The organism is Thermus caldifontis (assembly GCF_003336745.1).
GTDB classification, from domain to species: Bacteria; Deinococcota; Deinococci; order Deinococcales; family Thermaceae; genus Thermus; species Thermus caldifontis.
Genome location: NZ_QGMX01000018.1, coordinates 30971 through 47451 on the forward strand (window position 1 = coordinate 30971; position 16481 = coordinate 47451).

The 16481-nt window shown below is 64.9% G+C and carries 19 protein-coding genes and 1 CRISPR repeat array; of the genes, 9 read left to right on the forward strand and 10 right to left on the reverse strand.

All coding sequences use genetic code 11. The features are described from left to right. Nucleotides 1–129: 129 nt before the first annotated feature. From DK874_RS09810 to DK874_RS09820, 3 genes are all read left to right on the forward strand, one after another. A complete protein-coding gene (locus DK874_RS09810) occupies nt 130–504 on the forward strand; it encodes a metal-sulfur cluster assembly factor (protein WP_114313843.1) in 375 nt (124 codons plus the stop codon). A 180-nt stretch (nt 505–684) separates the two neighbouring features. After that, a CRISPR array of direct repeats spans nt 685–1020; the repeat unit is 29 nt; unit sequence GTAGTCCCCACGCACGTGGGGATGGCCCG. Nucleotides 1021–1034: 14 nt separating this feature from the next. Beyond that, entirely contained in the window at nt 1035–2180 is a 1146-nt protein-coding gene (locus tag DK874_RS09815) for a class I SAM-dependent rRNA methyltransferase (protein WP_114313844.1), read from the forward strand. 74 nt (nt 2181–2254) lie between these two features. Continuing rightward, nucleotides 2255–3388, forward strand: a complete 1134-nt coding sequence (locus DK874_RS09820; protein ID WP_114313864.1) for a citrate synthase/methylcitrate synthase — start codon at nt 2255–2257, stop codon at nt 3386–3388. 167 nt (nt 3389–3555) lie between these two features. Here the strand turns inward: DK874_RS09820 and DK874_RS09825 are convergent, their stop codons facing one another. From DK874_RS09825 to era, 3 genes are read right to left on the reverse strand one after another with little or no spacing between them, the layout of a single operon-like run. Next, nucleotides 3556–4365 (reverse strand): HesA/MoeB/ThiF family protein, encoded by an 810-nt coding sequence (locus DK874_RS09825; protein ID WP_114313845.1) that lies wholly within the window; start codon nt 4363–4365, stop codon nt 3556–3558. A 2-nt stretch (nt 4366–4367) separates the two neighbouring features. Continuing rightward, nucleotides 4368–5249, reverse strand: coding sequence for an acyltransferase (locus DK874_RS09830; RefSeq protein WP_114313846.1), 882 nt, complete (start codon nt 5247–5249; stop codon nt 4368–4370). Nucleotides 5250–5292: 43 nt separating this feature from the next. After that, entirely contained in the window at nt 5293–6198 is a 906-nt protein-coding gene (gene era / locus DK874_RS09835; RefSeq protein ID WP_114313847.1) for a GTPase Era, read from the reverse strand. A gap of 138 nt (nt 6199–6336) precedes the next feature. Between era and dprA the strand changes: the two genes are divergently transcribed. Then, nucleotides 6337–7338, forward strand: coding sequence for a DNA-processing protein DprA (dprA, locus tag DK874_RS09840; RefSeq protein ID WP_114313848.1), 1002 nt, complete (start codon nt 6337–6339; stop codon nt 7336–7338). A gap of 39 nt (nt 7339–7377) precedes the next feature. Here the strand turns inward: dprA and DK874_RS09845 are convergent, their stop codons facing one another. Further along, nucleotides 7378–8286 (reverse strand): manganese catalase family protein, encoded by a 909-nt coding sequence (locus tag DK874_RS09845; RefSeq protein ID WP_114313849.1) that lies wholly within the window; start codon nt 8284–8286, stop codon nt 7378–7380. A 100-nt stretch (nt 8287–8386) separates the two neighbouring features. Between DK874_RS09845 and DK874_RS09850 the strand changes: the two genes are divergently transcribed. Next, nucleotides 8387–9283, forward strand: a complete 897-nt coding sequence (locus DK874_RS09850; protein WP_114313850.1) for a hydrogen peroxide-inducible genes activator — start codon at nt 8387–8389, stop codon at nt 9281–9283. A 37-nt stretch (nt 9284–9320) separates the two neighbouring features. Next, the gene (locus DK874_RS09855) at nt 9321–10274 is read left to right on the forward strand and encodes a branched-chain amino acid transaminase (RefSeq protein ID WP_114313851.1); all 954 of its coding nucleotides are present in this window, start codon (nt 9321–9323) and stop codon (nt 10272–10274) included. On the opposite strand, the gene trmH is transcribed toward DK874_RS09855, so the two are convergent. The 5 genes from trmH to dcd are packed head-to-tail and all read right to left on the reverse strand — an operon-like array spanning nt 10264 to nt 13676. After that, nucleotides 10264–10839, reverse strand: coding sequence for a tRNA (guanosine(18)-2'-O)-methyltransferase TrmH (gene trmH / locus DK874_RS09860; protein ID WP_114313852.1), 576 nt, complete (start codon nt 10837–10839; stop codon nt 10264–10266). The two genes, DK874_RS09855 and trmH, sit on opposite strands and share 11 nt — an antisense overlap. Further along, nucleotides 10823–11446, reverse strand: a complete 624-nt coding sequence (gene hisG / locus DK874_RS09865; RefSeq protein WP_114313853.1) for an ATP phosphoribosyltransferase — start codon at nt 11444–11446, stop codon at nt 10823–10825. The genes trmH and hisG overlap by 17 nt, the downstream gene beginning before the upstream one ends. After that, nucleotides 11443–12528: an ATP phosphoribosyltransferase regulatory subunit gene (locus DK874_RS09870; protein ID WP_114313854.1), complete on the reverse strand. Its 1086-nt coding sequence runs from the start codon at nt 12526–12528 to the stop codon at nt 11443–11445. Before DK874_RS09870 ends, hisG begins: the two co-directional genes overlap by 4 nt. Next, nucleotides 12525–13127 (reverse strand): peptidylprolyl isomerase, encoded by a 603-nt coding sequence (locus DK874_RS09875; RefSeq protein WP_114313855.1) that lies wholly within the window; start codon nt 13125–13127, stop codon nt 12525–12527. Before DK874_RS09875 ends, DK874_RS09870 begins: the two co-directional genes overlap by 4 nt. Before the next feature lie 3 nt (nt 13128–13130). Beyond that, nucleotides 13131–13676 carry a dCTP deaminase gene (gene dcd / locus DK874_RS09880; RefSeq protein WP_114313856.1) on the reverse strand — a complete coding sequence of 182 codons (546 nt, stop codon included), beginning with the start codon at nt 13674–13676 and terminating at the stop codon, nt 13131–13133. A 30-nt stretch (nt 13677–13706) separates the two neighbouring features. Between dcd and DK874_RS09885 the strand changes: the two genes are divergently transcribed. Then, a complete protein-coding gene (locus tag DK874_RS09885; RefSeq protein ID WP_114313857.1) occupies nt 13707–14609 on the forward strand; it encodes a putative Ig domain-containing protein in 903 nt (300 codons plus the stop codon). 43 nt (nt 14610–14652) lie between these two features. Here the strand turns inward: DK874_RS09885 and DK874_RS09890 are convergent, their stop codons facing one another. Continuing rightward, entirely contained in the window at nt 14653–15132 is a 480-nt protein-coding gene (locus DK874_RS09890) for a macro domain-containing protein (RefSeq protein ID WP_114313858.1), read from the reverse strand. A gap of 28 nt (nt 15133–15160) precedes the next feature. Between DK874_RS09890 and DK874_RS09895 the strand changes: the two genes are divergently transcribed. Then, entirely contained in the window at nt 15161–15868 is a 708-nt protein-coding gene (locus DK874_RS09895) for an SDR family NAD(P)-dependent oxidoreductase (RefSeq protein WP_114313859.1), read from the forward strand. Continuing rightward, nucleotides 15865–16326 (forward strand): transcriptional regulator NrdR, encoded by a 462-nt coding sequence (nrdR, locus tag DK874_RS09900; protein ID WP_114313860.1) that lies wholly within the window; start codon nt 15865–15867, stop codon nt 16324–16326. The genes DK874_RS09895 and nrdR overlap by 4 nt, the downstream gene beginning before the upstream one ends. Nucleotides 16327–16481 lie beyond the last annotated feature (155 nt).

The window sequence follows — 16481 nt, forward strand, 5'->3', positions numbered from 1 at the left end:
CTTGACGGGAGGCTGGCCTTGGGGCTACTCCCCAACCGAAGAACATTGTGGCACATCCAGCCTCCTTTATCCAGGGGGAAGGTGAGCCCGGCTAGGCAAAGGGCGGGAAGGCGGGGTATCCTTGGGGGTATGGACGAGCGTCAAGAGGCCTTGCCCGAAGGGGAAAAGCCAGCTGGGGCGGGGGAGGGTTTGCCCACCAAGGAGCAGGTCCTCGAGGCCCTGAAGGTGGTCTATGACCCCGAGATTCCCGTGAACATCGTGGACCTGGGTCTGGTCTACGACGTGGAGGTGCACGAAAACGGCCTGGTGGACGTCACCATGACCCTCACCGCCATCGGCTGCCCGGCCCAGGACATGGTGAAGGCCGATGCGGAGATGGCGGTGATGCGCCTGCCCGGGGTACAGGGGGTGAACGTGGAGTTCGTCTGGACCCCCCCCTGGACCCCTGCCCGCATGACCGAGGAGGGCAAGCGCATGATGCGGATGTTTGGGTTCAACGTGTAGGGCCGAGTGGGGTGGTATAGTGGGGCTCGAGGTGCGAGGGAGGCAGGTGGGCCCATAGGTGTCTTGATGGATGCGCACCCAGCCTTACGCACGGGGATCTTGGCAGCCAATCCTTAGACTGATTCCCTTTACATACACATAGAGGGGGGTCAGCGGGGGTTTTTGCCGTCTGGGTCAAGTGTAGTCCCCACGCACGTGGGGATGGCCCGGATCTCGTTGAGGGTGAACCTCACGAACTGCAGTAGTCCCCACGCACGTGGGGATGGCCCGTAAGGAGGTGACCATGCCCTGGACGGAGAACAGTAGTCCCCACGCACGTGGGGATGGCCCGTGGTTAAGGGGCAAAGTGGAGGTGTCCACCGGCGTAGTCCCCACGCACGTGGGGATGGCCCGTGTCCAGGCCAGGCCCCGACCGCAAAAAATCCGTAGTCCCCACGCACGTGGGGATGGCCCGCCCCTGTCGGTGTTCTGTGGGCGGTAGGGCGCAGTAGTCCCCACGCACGTGGGGATGGCCCGGGTATGCTGAGCCTGTGCTTAGGGTGGTGGTCAAGCCGGGAAAGGAGAGGAAGGTCCGCAACTTCTACCCCAACCTCTACCGGGATGAGCTGGAGGAGATGCCTTCCCAGGCAGGGGTGGCGGAGGCTGTGGCTACCGATGGAAGTTTTCTAGCGGTGGGCTACCTGGACCCCGATTCCCGCATCCCCTTCCGGGCTTACCGCTTTGACCCCGGCCCGCTGGATCGGACCTTTTTTCTAGCCCGCTTTCAGCGGGCCCTCTTTAGGAGGGAAGGGATGGGCCAGAGCTACCGCCTGGTGCACGGGGAGGCGGATGGCCTTCCCGGTCTGGTGGTGGATCGCTTCGGGGAGGTCTTGGTGCTCCAGGTCCGTACCCGGGGGATGGAGGCCTTAAGGGAGGTGTGGTTTCCGGCCCTTCTGGAGGTGGTATCCCCCAAGGGAGTCTATGAGCGAAGCGATGTGGAGGCCAGGAGGCAGGAAGGCCTTCCCGAGAGGGTAGGGGTGGTCTATGGAGAGGTGCCTGGGGTTTTGGAGGTGGAGGAGGATGGCCTCCTTTTTCCCATTCCCCTGGCCCTGGCCCAGAAGACGGGGTTTTACCTGGACCAGCGGGAAAACCGCCGCCTCTTTGAGGGCTTGGTTCGCCCGGGGGAGAGGGTCTTGGATGTCTTTAGCTATGTGGGGGGCTTCGCCTTGCGGGCGGCGCGCAAGGGAGCCTATGCCCTGGCGGTGGACAAGGACCTCGAGGCCCTCTCCGTCCTGGACCGGGCGGCTATGCGGCTGGGCCTTAGGGTGGATATCCGCCACGGGGAAGCCCTGGAGGTGCTGAGGGGACTTCAAGGGCGTTTCCACCACATCCTCTTGGACCCGCCCACCCTGGTGAAGCGTCCGGATGAGGTTTCCCCCATGAAAAGGCACCTGGTGGACCTCCTCAGGGAGGCCTTGCGCCTCTTGGCCTCCGAGGGGTACCTCTGGCTTTCCACCTGTAGCTATTACCTCAAGGCGGAGGACCTTTTGGAGGTGGCGCGAAGGGCGGCCGCCGACCGGGGGATGCGCCTTAGGGTGCACGGCCTCACCTACCAGCCCAAGGACCATCCCTGGAGCCTGCACGTGCCGGAAAGCCTTTACCTGAAGACCCTGATCCTGCAAGAGGATGCCCTTTGAGCCTCGGGGAAGGCGGGTTGAACCCTGGTATGATGGGCGGGAAGCACCCTTCGGGTGCGGAAAAGGAGGAGCCTATGGAAGTGGCAAGGGGTTTAGAAGGCGTGCTCTTTACGGAAAGCCGGATGTGCTTCATTGACGGGGAGGCGGGCCGCCTCTACTACTACGGCATCCCCATCCAGGAGCTGGCGGAGAAGAGCACCTTTGAGGAAACCACCTTTCTTCTGCTACACGGGAGACTTCCCAAACGGGAGGAACTTCAGGCCTTCAAAGGGGAGCTGGCTAGGCGGCGGGCCTTGCCTGGCCACCTCTTGGAATCCTTCCGCCGTTATCCCCTCTCGGCCCATCCCATGAGCTTCCTGCGCACGGCGGTTTCCGAGCTGGGGATGCTGGATCCCACCGAGGGGGACATCTCCCAAGAGGCCCTCTACGGTAAGGGGCTTGACCTCATCGCCAAGTTCGCCACCATCGTGGCGGCCAACAAGCGCTTGCGGGAGGGCAAGGAACCCCTCCCTCCCCGGGAGGACCTTTCCCACGCCGCCAACTTTTTGTATATGGCCAACGGGGTGGAGCCCTCCAAGGAGCAGGAGCGCCTCATGGACGCTGCCCTTATCCTGCACGCGGAGCACGGCTTTAACGCCAGCACCTTTACCGCCATCGCCGCCTTTTCCACGGAAACCGACCTCTACTCGGCCATCACCGCCGCCGTGGCCTCCCTCAAGGGCCCCAGGCATGGCGGGGCCAACGAGGCGGTGATGAAGATGATCCGGGAGATCGGCACCCCGGAAAGGGCCCGGGATTGGGTGCGGGAGAAGCTGGCCAAGAAGGAACGCATCATGGGCATGGGCCACCGGGTCTACAAGGCCTTTGACCCTAGGGCCGGGGTCCTGGAGCGCCTGGCCCGCATCGTGGCGGAAACCCACGGGCATTCCACCGAGTATCAGATCCTGAAGATCGTGGAGGAGGAGGCGGGGAAGGTTCTGAACCCCAGGGGCATCTACCCCAACGTGGACTTCTACTCCGGGGTGGTTTACTCGGACCTGGGCTTTGGCCTGGAGTTCTTTACCCCCATCTTCGCCGTGGCCCGCGTCTCCGGCTGGGTGGGGCACATCTTGGAGTACAAGGCTCTGGATAACCGCCTTCTCAGGCCGGATGCCAAGTATATCGGCGAGTTGGACGTGCCCTACGTGCCCTTGGAGGCCCGGGCCTAGGAGGACGTTGGGGCAAGCCGGGGGCAAGACCCCCGGCTTTTCTCTCGAGGACCTCGCCCTGCCCCTTTCCCTCTTTTCCGTCTCCTACGTTAGACCCTTCCGCGATAGGTCCTACAAAAGGGCTTCTCCGGGGCCCCCACCCTGGCGCAAGCCAGGGTGGGGTGGTATTAGAGGCCGCAAAAGGCCTCGTAGTCTATGAGCTCCCGCTGGGTGGGGTGGTCCCCGCAGACCGGGCAGGCGGGGTTGCGGCGTAGGGATAGCTTACGGAACTGGCCTTCCAGGGCGTCGTAGAGGAGCAGGGACCCAGCCAGGGGCTTTCCGATCCCCAGGAGCACCTTGAGGGCCTCCGCGGCCATGAGGCTTCCCACCACCGCCGGCAAAACCCCAAAAACCCCCGCCTCCGCACAGGAGGGAACGCTTCCCGGAGGGGGAGGCTTGGGGAAGAGGCAGCGGTAGCAGGGGCCCACCTCCCCTTCGGGGGTGGGGTGGTGGAAGACCGCCACCTGGCCGTCAAACTGGTAGATGGCCCCGTAGACCAAGGGTTTTCCTAGAAAAACGCAAGCGTCGTTGACCAGGTAGCGGGTGGGGAAGTTGTCGGAGGCGTCCACCACCAGATGGTAAGGCCCAAGGATCTCCAGGGCGTTTTCCGAGGTGAGGCGCACGGGGTAGGGGTCTATGTGCACCAAGGGGTTTAGGGCAAGCAGGCGCTCCTTGGCGACCAGGGCCTTGGGCTTGCCCACGTCCTCCGTGGTGTAGAGCACCTGGCGGTGGAGGTTGGAAAGCTCCACCCGGTCCATCTCCACGATGCCAATCCGGCCCACGCCGGCGGCGGTGAGGTACTGGAGGACGGGAACCCCAAGCCCTCCTGCCCCCACCACCACCACGGAGGAGTCCTTCAGCCTCTCCTGGCCCTCAGGCCCCACCTGGGGCAGGATCATCTGGCGGTGGTACCGGTCCAGCTCCTCCTTGGTCCACATGCCTAGGCCTCCCGGGTGCCGAAGCCGGGGGGCAGGAAATCGGGGTAGTCGGGGTTGCCCTTGCGGTCGGGGGCCTTGGGGATGAGGTCCGAGGGATGGGGCTCCCCCTTGCGGCAGTAGGGGCAGTCGTGGCGGACCTTGTAGCGCACGGGCCGGGCGGGGATCCCCAAGGCGATGGCGTGGGGGGGCACATCCTTGGTGACGATGGCCCCGGTGCCCACCATGGCGTCATCCCCGATGCGCACCCCGGCCAGGACGGTGGCGTGGTAGGTGATGCGCACCCCGCTGCCGATAATGGTTTCCTTGAGGGTGACGTCGGGGGAGGCCAGGACGTGGTGGGTGTGGCTGTAGACGTTCACGTAGTCGGAAAGGGAGGTGCGGTCCCCGATTTTTATGCCCCCAATATCGTCCAGGAGTACGTAGCGGTGGACCACCACGTCATCGCCCAGCTCCAGGTTGTATCCCACGGAAAACTCCACGTTCTGGAAGAACTTGGGGTTTTTCCCCACCCGTTTGAAGATGAAGGGGGCCAAGGCCCGGCGGATGGCCACCCCGGAATGCACGGACTGGCCGATGGGGGTGAGGTCCAAAACCTTCCAGAACCAGAGGAGGGGCTTCACCTTTTGGAACTTATCCTGGTCGGTGGCGGCGTAGTACTCGGCCTCAAAGGTGATGCCCTCGGGGTCTAGCCCCATGGCCGCCAGGGGGCTTAGCTCCAAGAGTTCCGCATAGGACCGGCCATAGAGGAGGCGGGCAAGCTCCTCCCGCACCAGGGCGTTCCGGTCCACGCTGGGGTCGGAAAGCCTTTCCACCAGACCCCCAAGGAAACGCTCCAGGGCCTTTTCGTGAAGGGGGGCGATACCTTTGGGCAGGAGCCAGGGCATAGGGTTATGGTAACCGGAAAAGGCTAAAGGGGGAATGCCGGCCTCACCCGAGGGTGGATCGGTAGCCCAACTCCCTTAGGGCCTCGGGGTCCTTGCGCCAGTCGGGGTAGACCTTGACCTCGAGGTCCAGGTACACATGCCGGTTCAAGAAGACCTCCAGCTGCTTCCTGGCCCCCTGGCCGATCTCCTTGATCTTCCTACCGCCTTCCCCGATGACGATGGCCTTCTGGGAGGGTCGTTCCACGTAAAGGATGGCCTTGATGTAGAGGACGCCGTTTTCCCTTTCCGCCACCTCCTCGGTCTTCACCGCCACCGCATAGGGAACCTCGTGCCAAAGGCGCTTCATGGCCTCCTCCCGAACGATCTCCGCCACCCACTCCCCGAAGTCCTGGTCGCTCTTGGCGAAGTCTTCAGGGTAGAAGAAGGGGCCTTCGGGGAGTAGGGCCAGGAGTTCCGCCCTTAGCTCGGCCACCTGGCGCTCGTCCAAGGCGGAGAGCGCCCGGGTTTCCGCCTCGGGAAGGAGGGCATGGTAGGCCTTCAGGGCTTCCTCGGGGTACCTGGCGGCGTCCAGCTTGTTGCCCACCAGCAGGATGGGCACCTTGCCCACCAGGGGCCTTAGGGCCTTGGCCACCAGTTCGTCCTCTGGGGTGGGGGGGTGGCGGAGGTCCACCACCCAGACCACGGCGTTCACGTCGGCCAGGGCCTCATACACCTCTTGGTCCATGAACTCCCCCAGGGCGTCCATGGGCTGGTGGAGGCCTGGGGTGTCCACGAAGACGATCTGGCGGTTGCCCTCGGTGAGGATGCCCCTTAGGCGCTTGCGGGTGGTCTGGGGCTTGGGGCTGATGGGGGCTACCTTCACCCCCAGGAGGTTGTTGAGGAGGGTGGACTTGCCCACGTTGGGCTTGCCCACAATGGCCACAAATCCGGAGTAGGTTTTTTCTTCCATGGTCCTTAGGTCATCCCGGCCCCCGGGGATTGGCCTCGAGGCCTAGGGCCGGACCTTCCAGCTACGGGCCTAGCCCGCAACCCAGGGCGGAATACGGGCTCTGCCCGTGGCCCAGGTTTTTCAGTATACTCCTAAGCCGTGGATCCCTTAGCCCTGGCCCTGCTTCCCGGCATCGGGCCCAAGCGGCTTCTGGAGCTTTTGGCAGAGGAAAACCCGGTTCTTTCCTTGGAAGAGCGCTTTCCCCAGGCGGCGATAGGGCTTCCCCAGGCGGAAAAGCAGGCCGGGAGGGAAAGGGAGCGGGCAGCGGCCTTAGGGGTGCGCATCCTGGGCCTGTGGGAGGAGGAATTCCCCGAGGGGCTTAGAAGGCTTCCCCAGCCTCCCACCCACCTTTACCTAAAAGGGGAACTCCCGCAGGAAGGGAAGGCGGTGGCCATCGTGGGTACCCGCAAGGCCTCCTCCTGGGCGCTTTCCTTTACCCGAAGGCTGGCCCGGGAACTGGCCGAGGCGGGGGTTTGGGTGCTTTCCGGTCTGGCCCGGGGCATTGACCGGGAGGCGCACCTGGGGGCCTTGGAGGGGGGAGGGCGGACCCTGGGGGTTTTGGGGAGTGCCTTGGACCGCATCTATCCCCCTGAGCACCGGGAGTTGGCCCATAGGATGGACCTGGTTTCCGAGTTTCCCTTAGGCACCGGTCCCAAGCCGGAGTTTTTTCCCCGAAGAAACCGCATCATCGCCGGGCTTGCCCGGGCGGTGATCGTGGTGGAGGCCCCATTGGAGTCCGGGGCCCTCATCACCGCCCGCTATGCCCTGGAGCTGGGCAAGGAGGTCTTGGCGGTGCCGGGCCGGCCCACGGACGAAAACTCCCTGGGGGCCAACCGCCTCATCCAGGACGGGGCCTATCCGGTGCTTTCCGCGGAGGACGCCCTCTCCTACCTGGGGCTTTCCGGAAAGCCCAGGAAGGCGCTGGAGCTTTCCCCGGAGGAGGAAGGGCTTTACGCCCTTCTGCGGCAGGGGGAGGCCTTGCCCGAGGACCTGGCCCAAGCCTTGGGGTTGCCCCCAGAGCGGGTGCTCTCCCTCCTCACCCTCCTGGAGCTGAAGGGCCTGGCCCAGGCCCTGCCGGGGGGGAGGTATGGGGCGCTTTAGCTCCGGCCGGGCCAAGGGGCCCGGCCGGGAAGAGGCCACCTACTTGGCTTTCTCGTAAAGCTTCCTGGCGATTTCGTAGAGCTCGCCCGGGTGGAACTCGGGGGCGAACTCGGCGGCGTCGTGGCCGGGGTCAAAGACCGGGCCGCCTTCGGGGGGGCCGTCTACCACCCTCACTTGGCTGCCGTCCTCCGGGGAGGGGCCGGTCCAGATGAGCCCCAGGTCCTGGTAGTCGGAGGGGCTAAAGCGGTAGAGGTTCTTGTGGAAGCCCAGGTCCATGTACTTCTTGGCCTCGGGGATCTTGCTGTTGTCGATGCGGGGGATGGGGAGCATCTTGGTCATCTCCACCCCGGTGAGGCTCTCCAGGGCCTTGCCGTAGGCGGCGGCGTGCACCCCGCCCCGCACCAGGAGGTAGCCGATCATCTCCCGGGCCACGGGGTTATCCGTCATCTCGTAGACCCGGAGCTTGTGGGTACGGGCGGCCACCTCCAGGAAAAAGTTATGGAGAAGATCTAGGATAAGGTTGCCGCTGGTGAAGACGTACTCCCCGTGCCAGTGCTCCCCCATGGCCCCCATCACCAGGCTATTGGCCCCGCCGGCGATGAAGTGGGCGGCGTTGCGGGCGTCCTTGGCAAAGCCCAGGGGGGCGGCCACGGGGTCCACGCCTTCCTCGAGGTCCTGCCCCGGGTTTTTGGCCAGAAGGCTGTTGATGGTGGCGGCCACCAGCTCTATGTGGCCCAGCTCCTCCGTGGCGATGTTGGCGATGAGGTCGTAGTAGGGCTTAAGGGCCTTCTTCCCCCGGAAGTTGAAGGACTGGTACATATAGTTCATCAGGGTGGACATCTCCCCGAAGCGCCCCCCCAAAAGGGCCTGGACTGCGGCGGCAGCGTTAGGGTCCTGTTCCTTGGGCATGGGCAGTTCTATCTGCAGGCGGTCTATTCTCAGAAACATCCTACACCTCCTGCCCGGCAAGGCCAGGCATCTCCCACCTTAGGTAGCCCCTTGGGATAAGTCCAATAGATTTACCTCGCATCTAAAATAAACTAAAGTTATGACCCTGGATCGGTTGCGCTACCTGGTGGCTTTAATGGAGGAGAAAAGTTTCACCCGGGCAGCGGAGCGGGTCTACCTGACCCAGCCCGCCCTCAGCGTGCAGATCCGCAAGCTGGAGGAGGAGTTGGGGGTAAGCCTCTTTGACCGCAGGCAGGGGAGGCCCACGGAAATGGGGGAAAAGGTGGCAGCCCAGGCCCGCCGGGTGCTGGAGGAGGTGGCCAGGATCAAGGCCCTGGCCCGGGGAGAGGAAGGGGTATTTCAAGGTCCTTTCCGAATAGGGGTCATCCCCACCTTGGCCCCCTATCTGCTTCCCAAGCTTCTACCCCGGATTTCCCAAAGGTACCCGGCCTTGGAGGTTTCGGTGCAGGAGGAGCTGACCCCAGGTATCCTCCAAGGGCTTCAAGAGGGTCGCTTGGACGCTGGGCTGGTGGGTACGGAGGAGCGGGTACCCGGCGTGCAAAGCCTTCCCCTTTTCACCGAAGGGTTTCTGGCCTATGTGTCCCCTGGCCACCCCCTCTACGCCAGGGAGAGCCTCCATCCCCTGGAGATCCCCCTCGAGGACACCTGGATTCTTTCGGAGGGCCACTGTTTCCGGGACCAGGTCCTTTCCGTCTGCCGCCCCAGCCGGGAGAGGCGCAAGGTGGAGTTTCAAAGCGGGGATCTGGAAACCTTGATCTTGCTGGTGGAGGAGGTGGGGGGGCTTACCCTTCTGCCCGAGGTGGCCCTGTGGACCCTGCCTCGGACTAAGCGCCTCCATCTCCGGCCCCTAAGCTCCCCAGGGGCAGGGCGGACCATCTATCTTTTGGTGCGGGTGGGTAGCCTTAAGGCACCCGTGGCCCGGGCCTTGGAGGAGGAGGCCAAAGGGGTTTTCCACGAGCTACGGTTAAAGGGCTAGGAGCGAAAAAGCGTTATGATGAGGGCGGAGGTTCGCCATGATCAAGCCCGAGGCCAAAGGTGGGGATGTGCATATCAAAGCCGGTCTCATCTGGATGAACGGGGCCTTGGTGCCCCAGGAGGAGGCCAAGACCAGCGTCCTGAGCCACGCCCTTCACTATGGGACCAGCGTCTTTGAGGGGATACGGGCCTACGAGACCCCTAGGGGCCCGGCCATCTTCCGCCTTAAGGAACACGTGCGGCGCCTTTTCAACTCCGCCAAGGTGTTGCGCATGGAGATTCCCTTCACTCCGGAGGAGATAGAGGAAGCCATCAAAGAGGTGGTGCGGAAAAACGGCTACAAAAGCTGCTACATCCGCCCCCTGGCCTGGATGGGGGCCAAGGCCTTGGGGGTGAACCCCCTGCCCAACAACCCCGCGGAGGTGATGGTGGCCGCCTGGGAGTGGGGGGCTTATCTGGGGGAGGAGGCGGTGCGTAAGGGGGCCAAGCTCATCACCAGCTCCTGGGCCCGCTTCCCCGCCAACGTGATGCCGGGAAAGGCCAAGGTGGGGGGGAACTACGTGAACTCGGCCTTGGCCAAGATGGAGGCGGTGGCGGCGGGGGCGGACGAGGCGCTTTTGCTGGACGAGGAAGGGTATGTGGCCGAGGGCAGCGGGGAGAACGTGTTTTTCGTGCGGGATGGGGTGATCTACGCCCTCGAGCACTCGGTGAACCTGGAGGGGATCACCCGCGACTCCGTGATCCGCATCGCCAGGGACCTGGGGTACGAGGTCCAGGTGGTGCGGGCCACCCGGGACCAGCTCTACATGGCGGACGAGGTCTTCATCACCGGCACCGCCGCCGAGGTGACCCCGGTTTCCCTGATCGACTGGCGGCCCATCGGTTCGGGGAGTGCCGGGCCCATCACCCTTAGGATCCGGGAGGTCTACCTGGAGGCGGTGCGGGGCCTGAGGCCCGAGTACGAGGGCTGGCTCACCTACGTCACTTCCTGAGCCAGTCCTCGAGGACCTTCTGGTATAGCGCAGGGTCCAGGCGGGGGTTTCCGTAAAGCCCCGCTTCCAGCCTTTGCCTTTGGGCCTCAAAGAGGATCACCGCCGCCGCCACGCTCACGTTGAGGCTCTGCACCATGCCCAGCATGGGGATCTTTATGGCCCCATGGGAAAGGGCCAAAGCCTCCTGGGAAACCCCCCATTTCTCCGCCCCCAGGAGAATGGCGGTGGGCTTGGTGTAGTCCACTTCCCGGAAGTCTTGGGCATCCTCCCTTAGGGCGGTGGCGTAGACCCTAAAGCCCCTCTCCTTCAGGAAGGAGATGGCCTCTTGGATGCTGGGGTGCACCCGCAGGTAGACCCACTTGTGGCTTCCCCCGCTGGTCTCGTTGAAGGTGGGCACCCCACCGGTGGGGTTCACCGCATGGGCCTCGAGGACCCCCACGGCGTCGCAACTGCGGAGTATGGCCGAGAGGTTGTGGGGCTTGTGCACGTTCTCCAGCAAAACGGTAAGGTCGGGCTGGCGCCTCCTTAGGACCTCCTCTATGCGGCGTCTACGGGCCTCGGTCACGGTTTCTCAGCTTAGCGATCAGGGGCTTTAAAAGCGAGCGCTTCAGCTTCAGGGCCTGCCGGTTCACGATGAGGCGGGCGGTGGAGTGGGCCAGGACCTCCACCTCCACGAGGCCCGCCGCCTTGAGGGTGGCCCCGGTCTGGACCACGTCCACCACCGCATCCGCCAGGCCCGTAACCGCCGCCAGCTCAATGTTGCCGGATAACTCCACCACGTCCGCCACCCAGCCCCGTTCCTTCAGAAGCCTGGTGGTGAAAAGGGGGTACTTGGTGGCAATGCGGCGGATGGGGGAGGTGTCGCCAGGGCGCCTTATGAGGGAAAGCCGGCAGGCGCCGAAGCCCAGGTCCACGGGCTCATAGAGGTCCCGGCCCGAGTCCAAAAGGATATCCTTGCCCACCACCCCCACCTCGGCGATCCCCAGGTCCACATAGACGGGCACATCCTTGTTGCGAAGCTCCAGGAGGGCGATTCCCCCTTCCTTGCCGTGGAGGAGGGCTCGTTCGTTCTCTATGGCGGGAAGTTCCAGCCCCGCTTCCCTTAAGGCCTCGTAGGCTTCCCGGAACATCCTTCCCTTGGGCAGGGCGAGGGTGAGGGCAAAGCGCTTCATGCCTCCTCCACCTTAAAGATGCGCTCCCCCTGGGCCAGGTAGCGGATGCCCCGGGCCTTGGCGTAGGCCACGGGGTCCTCCCCGTGGAAGAGCTCCACCCGCATCTCCCGGGCAAAGCGGCGGAGGGCCTTAAGGTCCAGGGCTAAGACCTCGGGAGATTCCTCCGCCTGGGGGGGCTTCAGGGCCTCCAGGGCCCGCTCCACCCCTAGGGCGAAGCCCGCCGCCACCGGGAGGAGGGCCCCGTCGTACCGGCCGCCCCCCAGAAGGGGCAGGCCGAACCCTGGGGCGTAGGCGCGGAAGAAAATCCCCGAGTAGTACTCGTAGCGCCGGGCCATGCCCAGGTCCAGGAGCACGGGCCTTTCCAAAAGCTCCAGGGTCCTTTCCAGATCCTCCAGGGCCTTCCTGGCCCGCTCGGGGAGGGGCAGGCGCTTGGCCTCGGCGAGCACCTCCACCTCCCCGTAGAGGTCGGGGAGGGCCAGGAGGGTACGCCTGGCCTCGGGGGATACGGGGTGGCGGGAGAGGAGCTCGCTGAGCTCGGGGAGGTTCTTGCGGTGAATGGCCTTTTGCGCCTCCTTCCGGGCCTCTTCCGGCAGGCCCGAGGCCTTGAGCACCTCCCCCACCAGGCTGGGAAGGCCCACCTCCACCTCCCCTTCCAGGCCCAAGGCCTCGAGGCCGGCGAAGGCCAAGGAGAGGATCTCCGCATCTGCCAAGGGCCCCGTGGCCCCGATGAGTTCCAGCCCCACCTGGGTGTACTCCCGGTAGCGCCCAAGCTCCGCATCCCCTTCCCTAAGCCAAAGGGGCCCCGCGTACTGGAAGCGGGTTACCCCTTCCCCCAGGTGGGGCCTTAAGAGCTTGGCCAAAAGGGTGGTGAACTCGCTTCTTAGGGCCAGGACCTCCCCCGTTTTGTCCACCAGCTTGAAGGCCCGTTCCGCCAGGGGGTGGGCGGGGTCATAGACCTCCAGGGCCGGAAGCTCCACGGGCTCATACCCGTGGCGGAGGAACAGGTCCCGAAGCCGGCCAATAAGCTCGGCCTTGAGCCGGGCCTCCGGGGGGAGGAGAAAGCGGGTGCCTTCGGGGATCATTCCTTGACCAGGATCTCCACCCTGAGGATCTTGTCCCGCTCCCCCCGGGCCCCGGGGCCCTCCGTGGGGGCGAGGCGCCTTACCACCTCCATCCCCTCCACCACCTTTGCGAAGAGGGTGTACTGCCCGGTGAGGTGGGGGGTGGGGGCCAGGGTGATAAAAAACTGGCTACCGTTGGAGTTGGGGTCCTGGGTGCGGGCCATGCCCACCATGCCCTCCCGGTCAAAGGCCAAACCCGGGGCGATCTCCAGGCCGAAGCTGTACCCGGGCCCGCCCCGGCCCGTGCCCGTGGGGTCCCCCGTCTGGGCCACGAAGCCGGGGATCACCCGGTGCCACACCACCCCCTCAAAGAAGCGGTGGAGGGCCAGGAAGACGAAGGAGTTCACCGTGTTGGGGGCCTCCTTTTCCAGGAGGTCCAGGAGGATATCCCCTTGGGTGGTCCTGATGCGGGCATAGTAGTCCTTGCCGTCTTCTAGCACCTTTTGGGGTGCCGTGAAGGAGCGGACCGGCGTTTCCGAAAGGTAGGGAATGGGTCGCATGCTCTCACCCTTGCAGGCGCCCAGGAGGAGGAGAAAGCCGAGGAGAAGGCGCACCCTCATAGCCTACACCCGGGGCAGGGTGATGCCCCTTTGGCCCTGGTACTTGCCCTGGCGGTCCTTGTAGGTGGTCTCGGGCCTTGGGCCCTCTAGGAAAAGGATCTGGACAATGCCCTCGTTGGCGTACACCTTGGCCGGCAGGGGGGTGGTGTTGGAGATCTCCAGGGTGACGTGCCCCTCCCAGCCGGGTTCCAGGGGCGTCACGTTGGCCACGATGCCGCACCGGGCATAGGTGCTTTTGCCCAGGGCGATGGCGATCACATTCTCCGGCATGCGGATGTACTCCACGCTCCGGGTAAGGGCGAAGGAGTTGGGGGGGATGATGACCTCTTCCCCCTCGTACTCCACGAAGCTTTTGGGGTCAAAGCCCTTGGGGTCCACCACCGTGGAAAAGACGTTGGTGAAGATCTTCCATTCCGGGGCGGCGCGGAGGTCGTAACCGAAGCTGGAAAGCCCATAGCTGATAACTCCTTCCCGCACCAGCCTTTCCTCAAAGGGTTCGATCATGCCTTTTCTGGCCATCTCCCGGATCCACCAGTCCGGCTTAATCATGCCTTCAACTATACCCGCTAGACTGGACCTATGCGAAAGCTCTGGCCCCTCTTCCTCCTCCTGGCCGCCTGCGGCACCCAAGACCCCACGGGGGTGGGGATGGAACCTTTGCGCCTCACCAGCACCACCCTGCCCCCCGCCTACCTAGGGGAGGCCTATACGGCCACCTTCAGCGCGGAAGGGGGGGTGCGGCCCTATACCTTTAGCCTCGAGGGCCAACTCCCCCAGGGCCTCACCTTCCAGGGGGGGCGGATCACGGGAACCCCCAAGGAGAAGGGCCAGTTTTCCCTTACCCTCACCGTGGAGGACGGGGCCAAGAATAGCCGGGTGCAGCGGCTTACCCTCACCGTCTCCGATCCGCCCCCGCCCCGGCTCACCCTGGTGGCCCCGCCCGCCCAGGTGGAGGGTCCCTTTTTGCTCCTGGGGCGGGTGGAGGTGCGGGAGGCCCTGGGGTTCCAGCTGGAACTGCCCTTGAGGGACCTGGTGCCGGACCTTGCCAGCTTGAAGACCTCAAGCCCTGTCTACCTGGTGGACCATGACCCCGAAACGGGGCTTTTGCGCCTGGACATGGCCTTTTCCCGACCGGTGAAGGACCAGGAGGCCTTCCGCCTCCTCCTCACCCCGCAGAAACCCCTTACCCCGAGGCTGGCCCCCCGGGTGGTCTTCTACGACAAGGAGGGAAAACCCCTGGGGGAGACCTTGAAGCGGGGTAAGCCCTTTGCTGAACTCCTAACCCTGGCCCAGAACTGGGGCAAGGAGGGGAAGGAGCTCAAAGGGGACCTGAACGGGGACGGTAAGGTGGAAGCCGCCGACCTCCAGGCCCTGGGCCAGGGCTACTTCCCCAAGGTTACCGCCCCGGTGCCCCCTGGGGGCGCCCCTCCGGCTGGACAGGAAGAGGCCCCCCCTCCACCCCAGGAGCAAGGCTCCCCCTGAGGGGCTTGCACGAGGGTTTTGGGCCAGGCAAGGTGGGGTGGCGTCACAGGGCCTTGCGGATGGCCTCGGCGTCCTCCTTGCGGTAGCCGTAGAGGGTGACCTCGAGGGTATCCGGAGCCTTCTTGATCTCCTCCAGCATCACCTGGGCCACCCTGTCCACGGGAAGCCCTCCCACCCCGGTGCCCAAAAGGGGGAAGGCCACGGTCCTTAGCCCCAGCTCCACCGCCTTTTCCAGGGCGCTTCGGGTGGCCTGACGCACGGTTTCCAGGCTGGCGGGCTCGTCGCCTAAGACGGCGGCATGGATCACGTAGCGCACCCCCAGGTTCCCCGCTCCCGTCACCGCCGCTTCCCCCACCTGGATCTTCCCGATCCGGTCGCACTCCTCCTGGATGGAGGGGCCCCCTTTCCTTAGGATGGCCCCCGCCACCCCAGCGCCCAGCTTCAGGTAGTTGTTGGCGGCGTTGACGATGGCATCCCCCCGGAACTCGGTGATGTCCCCTTCTTGGACACGGATGCGGGCCATGCTCCCATTTTCCCGTACAATGGGCCTGATGTCACGGGATATCTTGGGCCTCGAGGGGCGGATCGTTATGGTGACCGGGGCCGGCAAGGGCTTCGGCCGGGCCATTGCCCACGGCTACGGGCGCAATGGGGCCACGGTTATCGCCGTGGACCCCGACGTGGAGATGGCCACCGGCGTGGCCTCGGAGGTGGAGGCCCTGGGGGCCACGGCCATCCCCATCCGGGGGGATATGAGCGTGGTGTTGGACGTGACCAGCACCTTTGAAAAGGTGGAGGAACTCTTTGGCCTACTGGATGGCATCGTCCACGTGACCACCGCCGAGAGCAAGACCCCCTTCGTGGAGCTTCTGGAGGGGGAGTGGTACGACCTCATGAGCCAGGATGTGAAGTCCAGCCTGTACGTGCTCCAGCAGGGGTTGCGCCACCTGGCCGGGGGCGGGTTTGTCACCCTGGTGCTGCCGCCGGCGGTGCGCCTCGAGCCCCATACCCTTTCCGTGCGCCGGGCGGTGGAAGGGCTCATCGAGGGGGTTACCCGGACCTTCCCCGGGGTGCGGGTCAACGGGGTGGTGCCCTCCAGGGACCCGGTTTCCGAAGTCTACGACCAGGCCTTGGTCCGGGCGGCCTTGGGCCTGGGCTCCATGGTCTCCGAGGGGGTTCGCGGGGTGGTGCTGGAGGTGGAGCTTCCCGAGCCTCCCCCATCCCCCGAGATCTACGAGCTTCTTAGGGAAGTGCCATGAAGTGCCCTTACTGCGGCCATCCCGACACCCGGGTGGTGGACTCCCGGCCCTCCGATGAGGGGGCGGCCATCCGCCGCCGGCGGGAATGCCCGGCCTGCGGCCGCCGCTTCACCACCTACGAGCGCACCCAGCTGGAGCCCCTGATGGTCATCAAGCGGGATGGGCGCAAGGAGCCTTTTAACCCAGATAAGCTCCTGAGGGGGCTCCTCCTGGCCTGCGAAAAGCGCCCCGTGGATCCCGAGGCGCTCCGCCGCTTTGCCTACGCCTTTGAGGACCAGGTGACGGGTCCGGAGATCACCTCGGAGGAGATCGGCCTCAAGGCCATGGCCTTCCTAAGGGATCTGGACCACGTGGCCTACATCCGCTTCGCCTCCGTATACCGGGAGTTTGATACCGTGGAGCGCTTCATCGAGGAGATCCGCCGCCTGGGGGGTGTTGACAAGAAGGAGGGGGCTTGATAGCATAGCTTTTGCTGCGCGGGCGAAAGCCCAAGCAGGGGGATCTTGAAAAGGGGAGAGCAGAGGCCAACACCAAGCCAATAACGCCTTTTGGCGTTTTTTATTGGAGAGTTTGATCCTGGCTCAGGGTGAACGCTGGCGGCGTGCCTAAGACA

Coding starts and splice junctions, on each gene's coding strand:
- DK874_RS09845 (WP_114313849.1), bottom strand. CDS start 8,286: ATGTTTCTGAGAATAGACCGCCTGCAGATAGAACTGCCCATGCCCAAG.
- DK874_RS09895 (WP_114313859.1), top strand. CDS start 15,161: ATGTCACGGGATATCTTGGGCCTCGAGGGGCGGATCGTTATGGTGACC.
- era (WP_114313847.1), bottom strand. CDS start 6,198: ATGGAAGAAAAAACCTACTCCGGATTTGTGGCCATTGTGGGCAAGCCC.
- DK874_RS09875 (WP_114313855.1), bottom strand. CDS start 13,127: ATGAGGGTGCGCCTTCTCCTCGGCTTTCTCCTCCTCCTGGGCGCCTGC.
- DK874_RS09830 (WP_114313846.1), bottom strand. CDS start 5,249: ATGCCCTGGCTCCTGCCCAAAGGTATCGCCCCCCTTCACGAAAAGGCC.
- DK874_RS09810 (WP_114313843.1), top strand. CDS start 130: ATGGACGAGCGTCAAGAGGCCTTGCCCGAAGGGGAAAAGCCAGCTGGG.
- DK874_RS09850 (WP_114313850.1), top strand. CDS start 8,387: ATGACCCTGGATCGGTTGCGCTACCTGGTGGCTTTAATGGAGGAGAAA.
- nrdR (WP_114313860.1), top strand. CDS start 15,865: ATGAAGTGCCCTTACTGCGGCCATCCCGACACCCGGGTGGTGGACTCC.
- DK874_RS09825 (WP_114313845.1), bottom strand. CDS start 4,365: ATGTGGACCAAGGAGGAGCTGGACCGGTACCACCGCCAGATGATCCTG.
- DK874_RS09885 (WP_114313857.1), top strand. CDS start 13,707: ATGCGAAAGCTCTGGCCCCTCTTCCTCCTCCTGGCCGCCTGCGGCACC.
- DK874_RS09820 (WP_114313864.1), top strand. CDS start 2,255: ATGGAAGTGGCAAGGGGTTTAGAAGGCGTGCTCTTTACGGAAAGCCGG.
- hisG (WP_114313853.1), bottom strand. CDS start 11,446: ATGAAGCGCTTTGCCCTCACCCTCGCCCTGCCCAAGGGAAGGATGTTC.
- DK874_RS09890 (WP_114313858.1), bottom strand. CDS start 15,132: ATGGCCCGCATCCGTGTCCAAGAAGGGGACATCACCGAGTTCCGGGGG.
- DK874_RS09855 (WP_114313851.1), top strand. CDS start 9,321: ATGATCAAGCCCGAGGCCAAAGGTGGGGATGTGCATATCAAAGCCGGT.
- DK874_RS09870 (WP_114313854.1), bottom strand. CDS start 12,528: ATGATCCCCGAAGGCACCCGCTTTCTCCTCCCCCCGGAGGCCCGGCTC.
- dcd (WP_114313856.1), bottom strand. CDS start 13,676: ATGATTAAGCCGGACTGGTGGATCCGGGAGATGGCCAGAAAAGGCATG.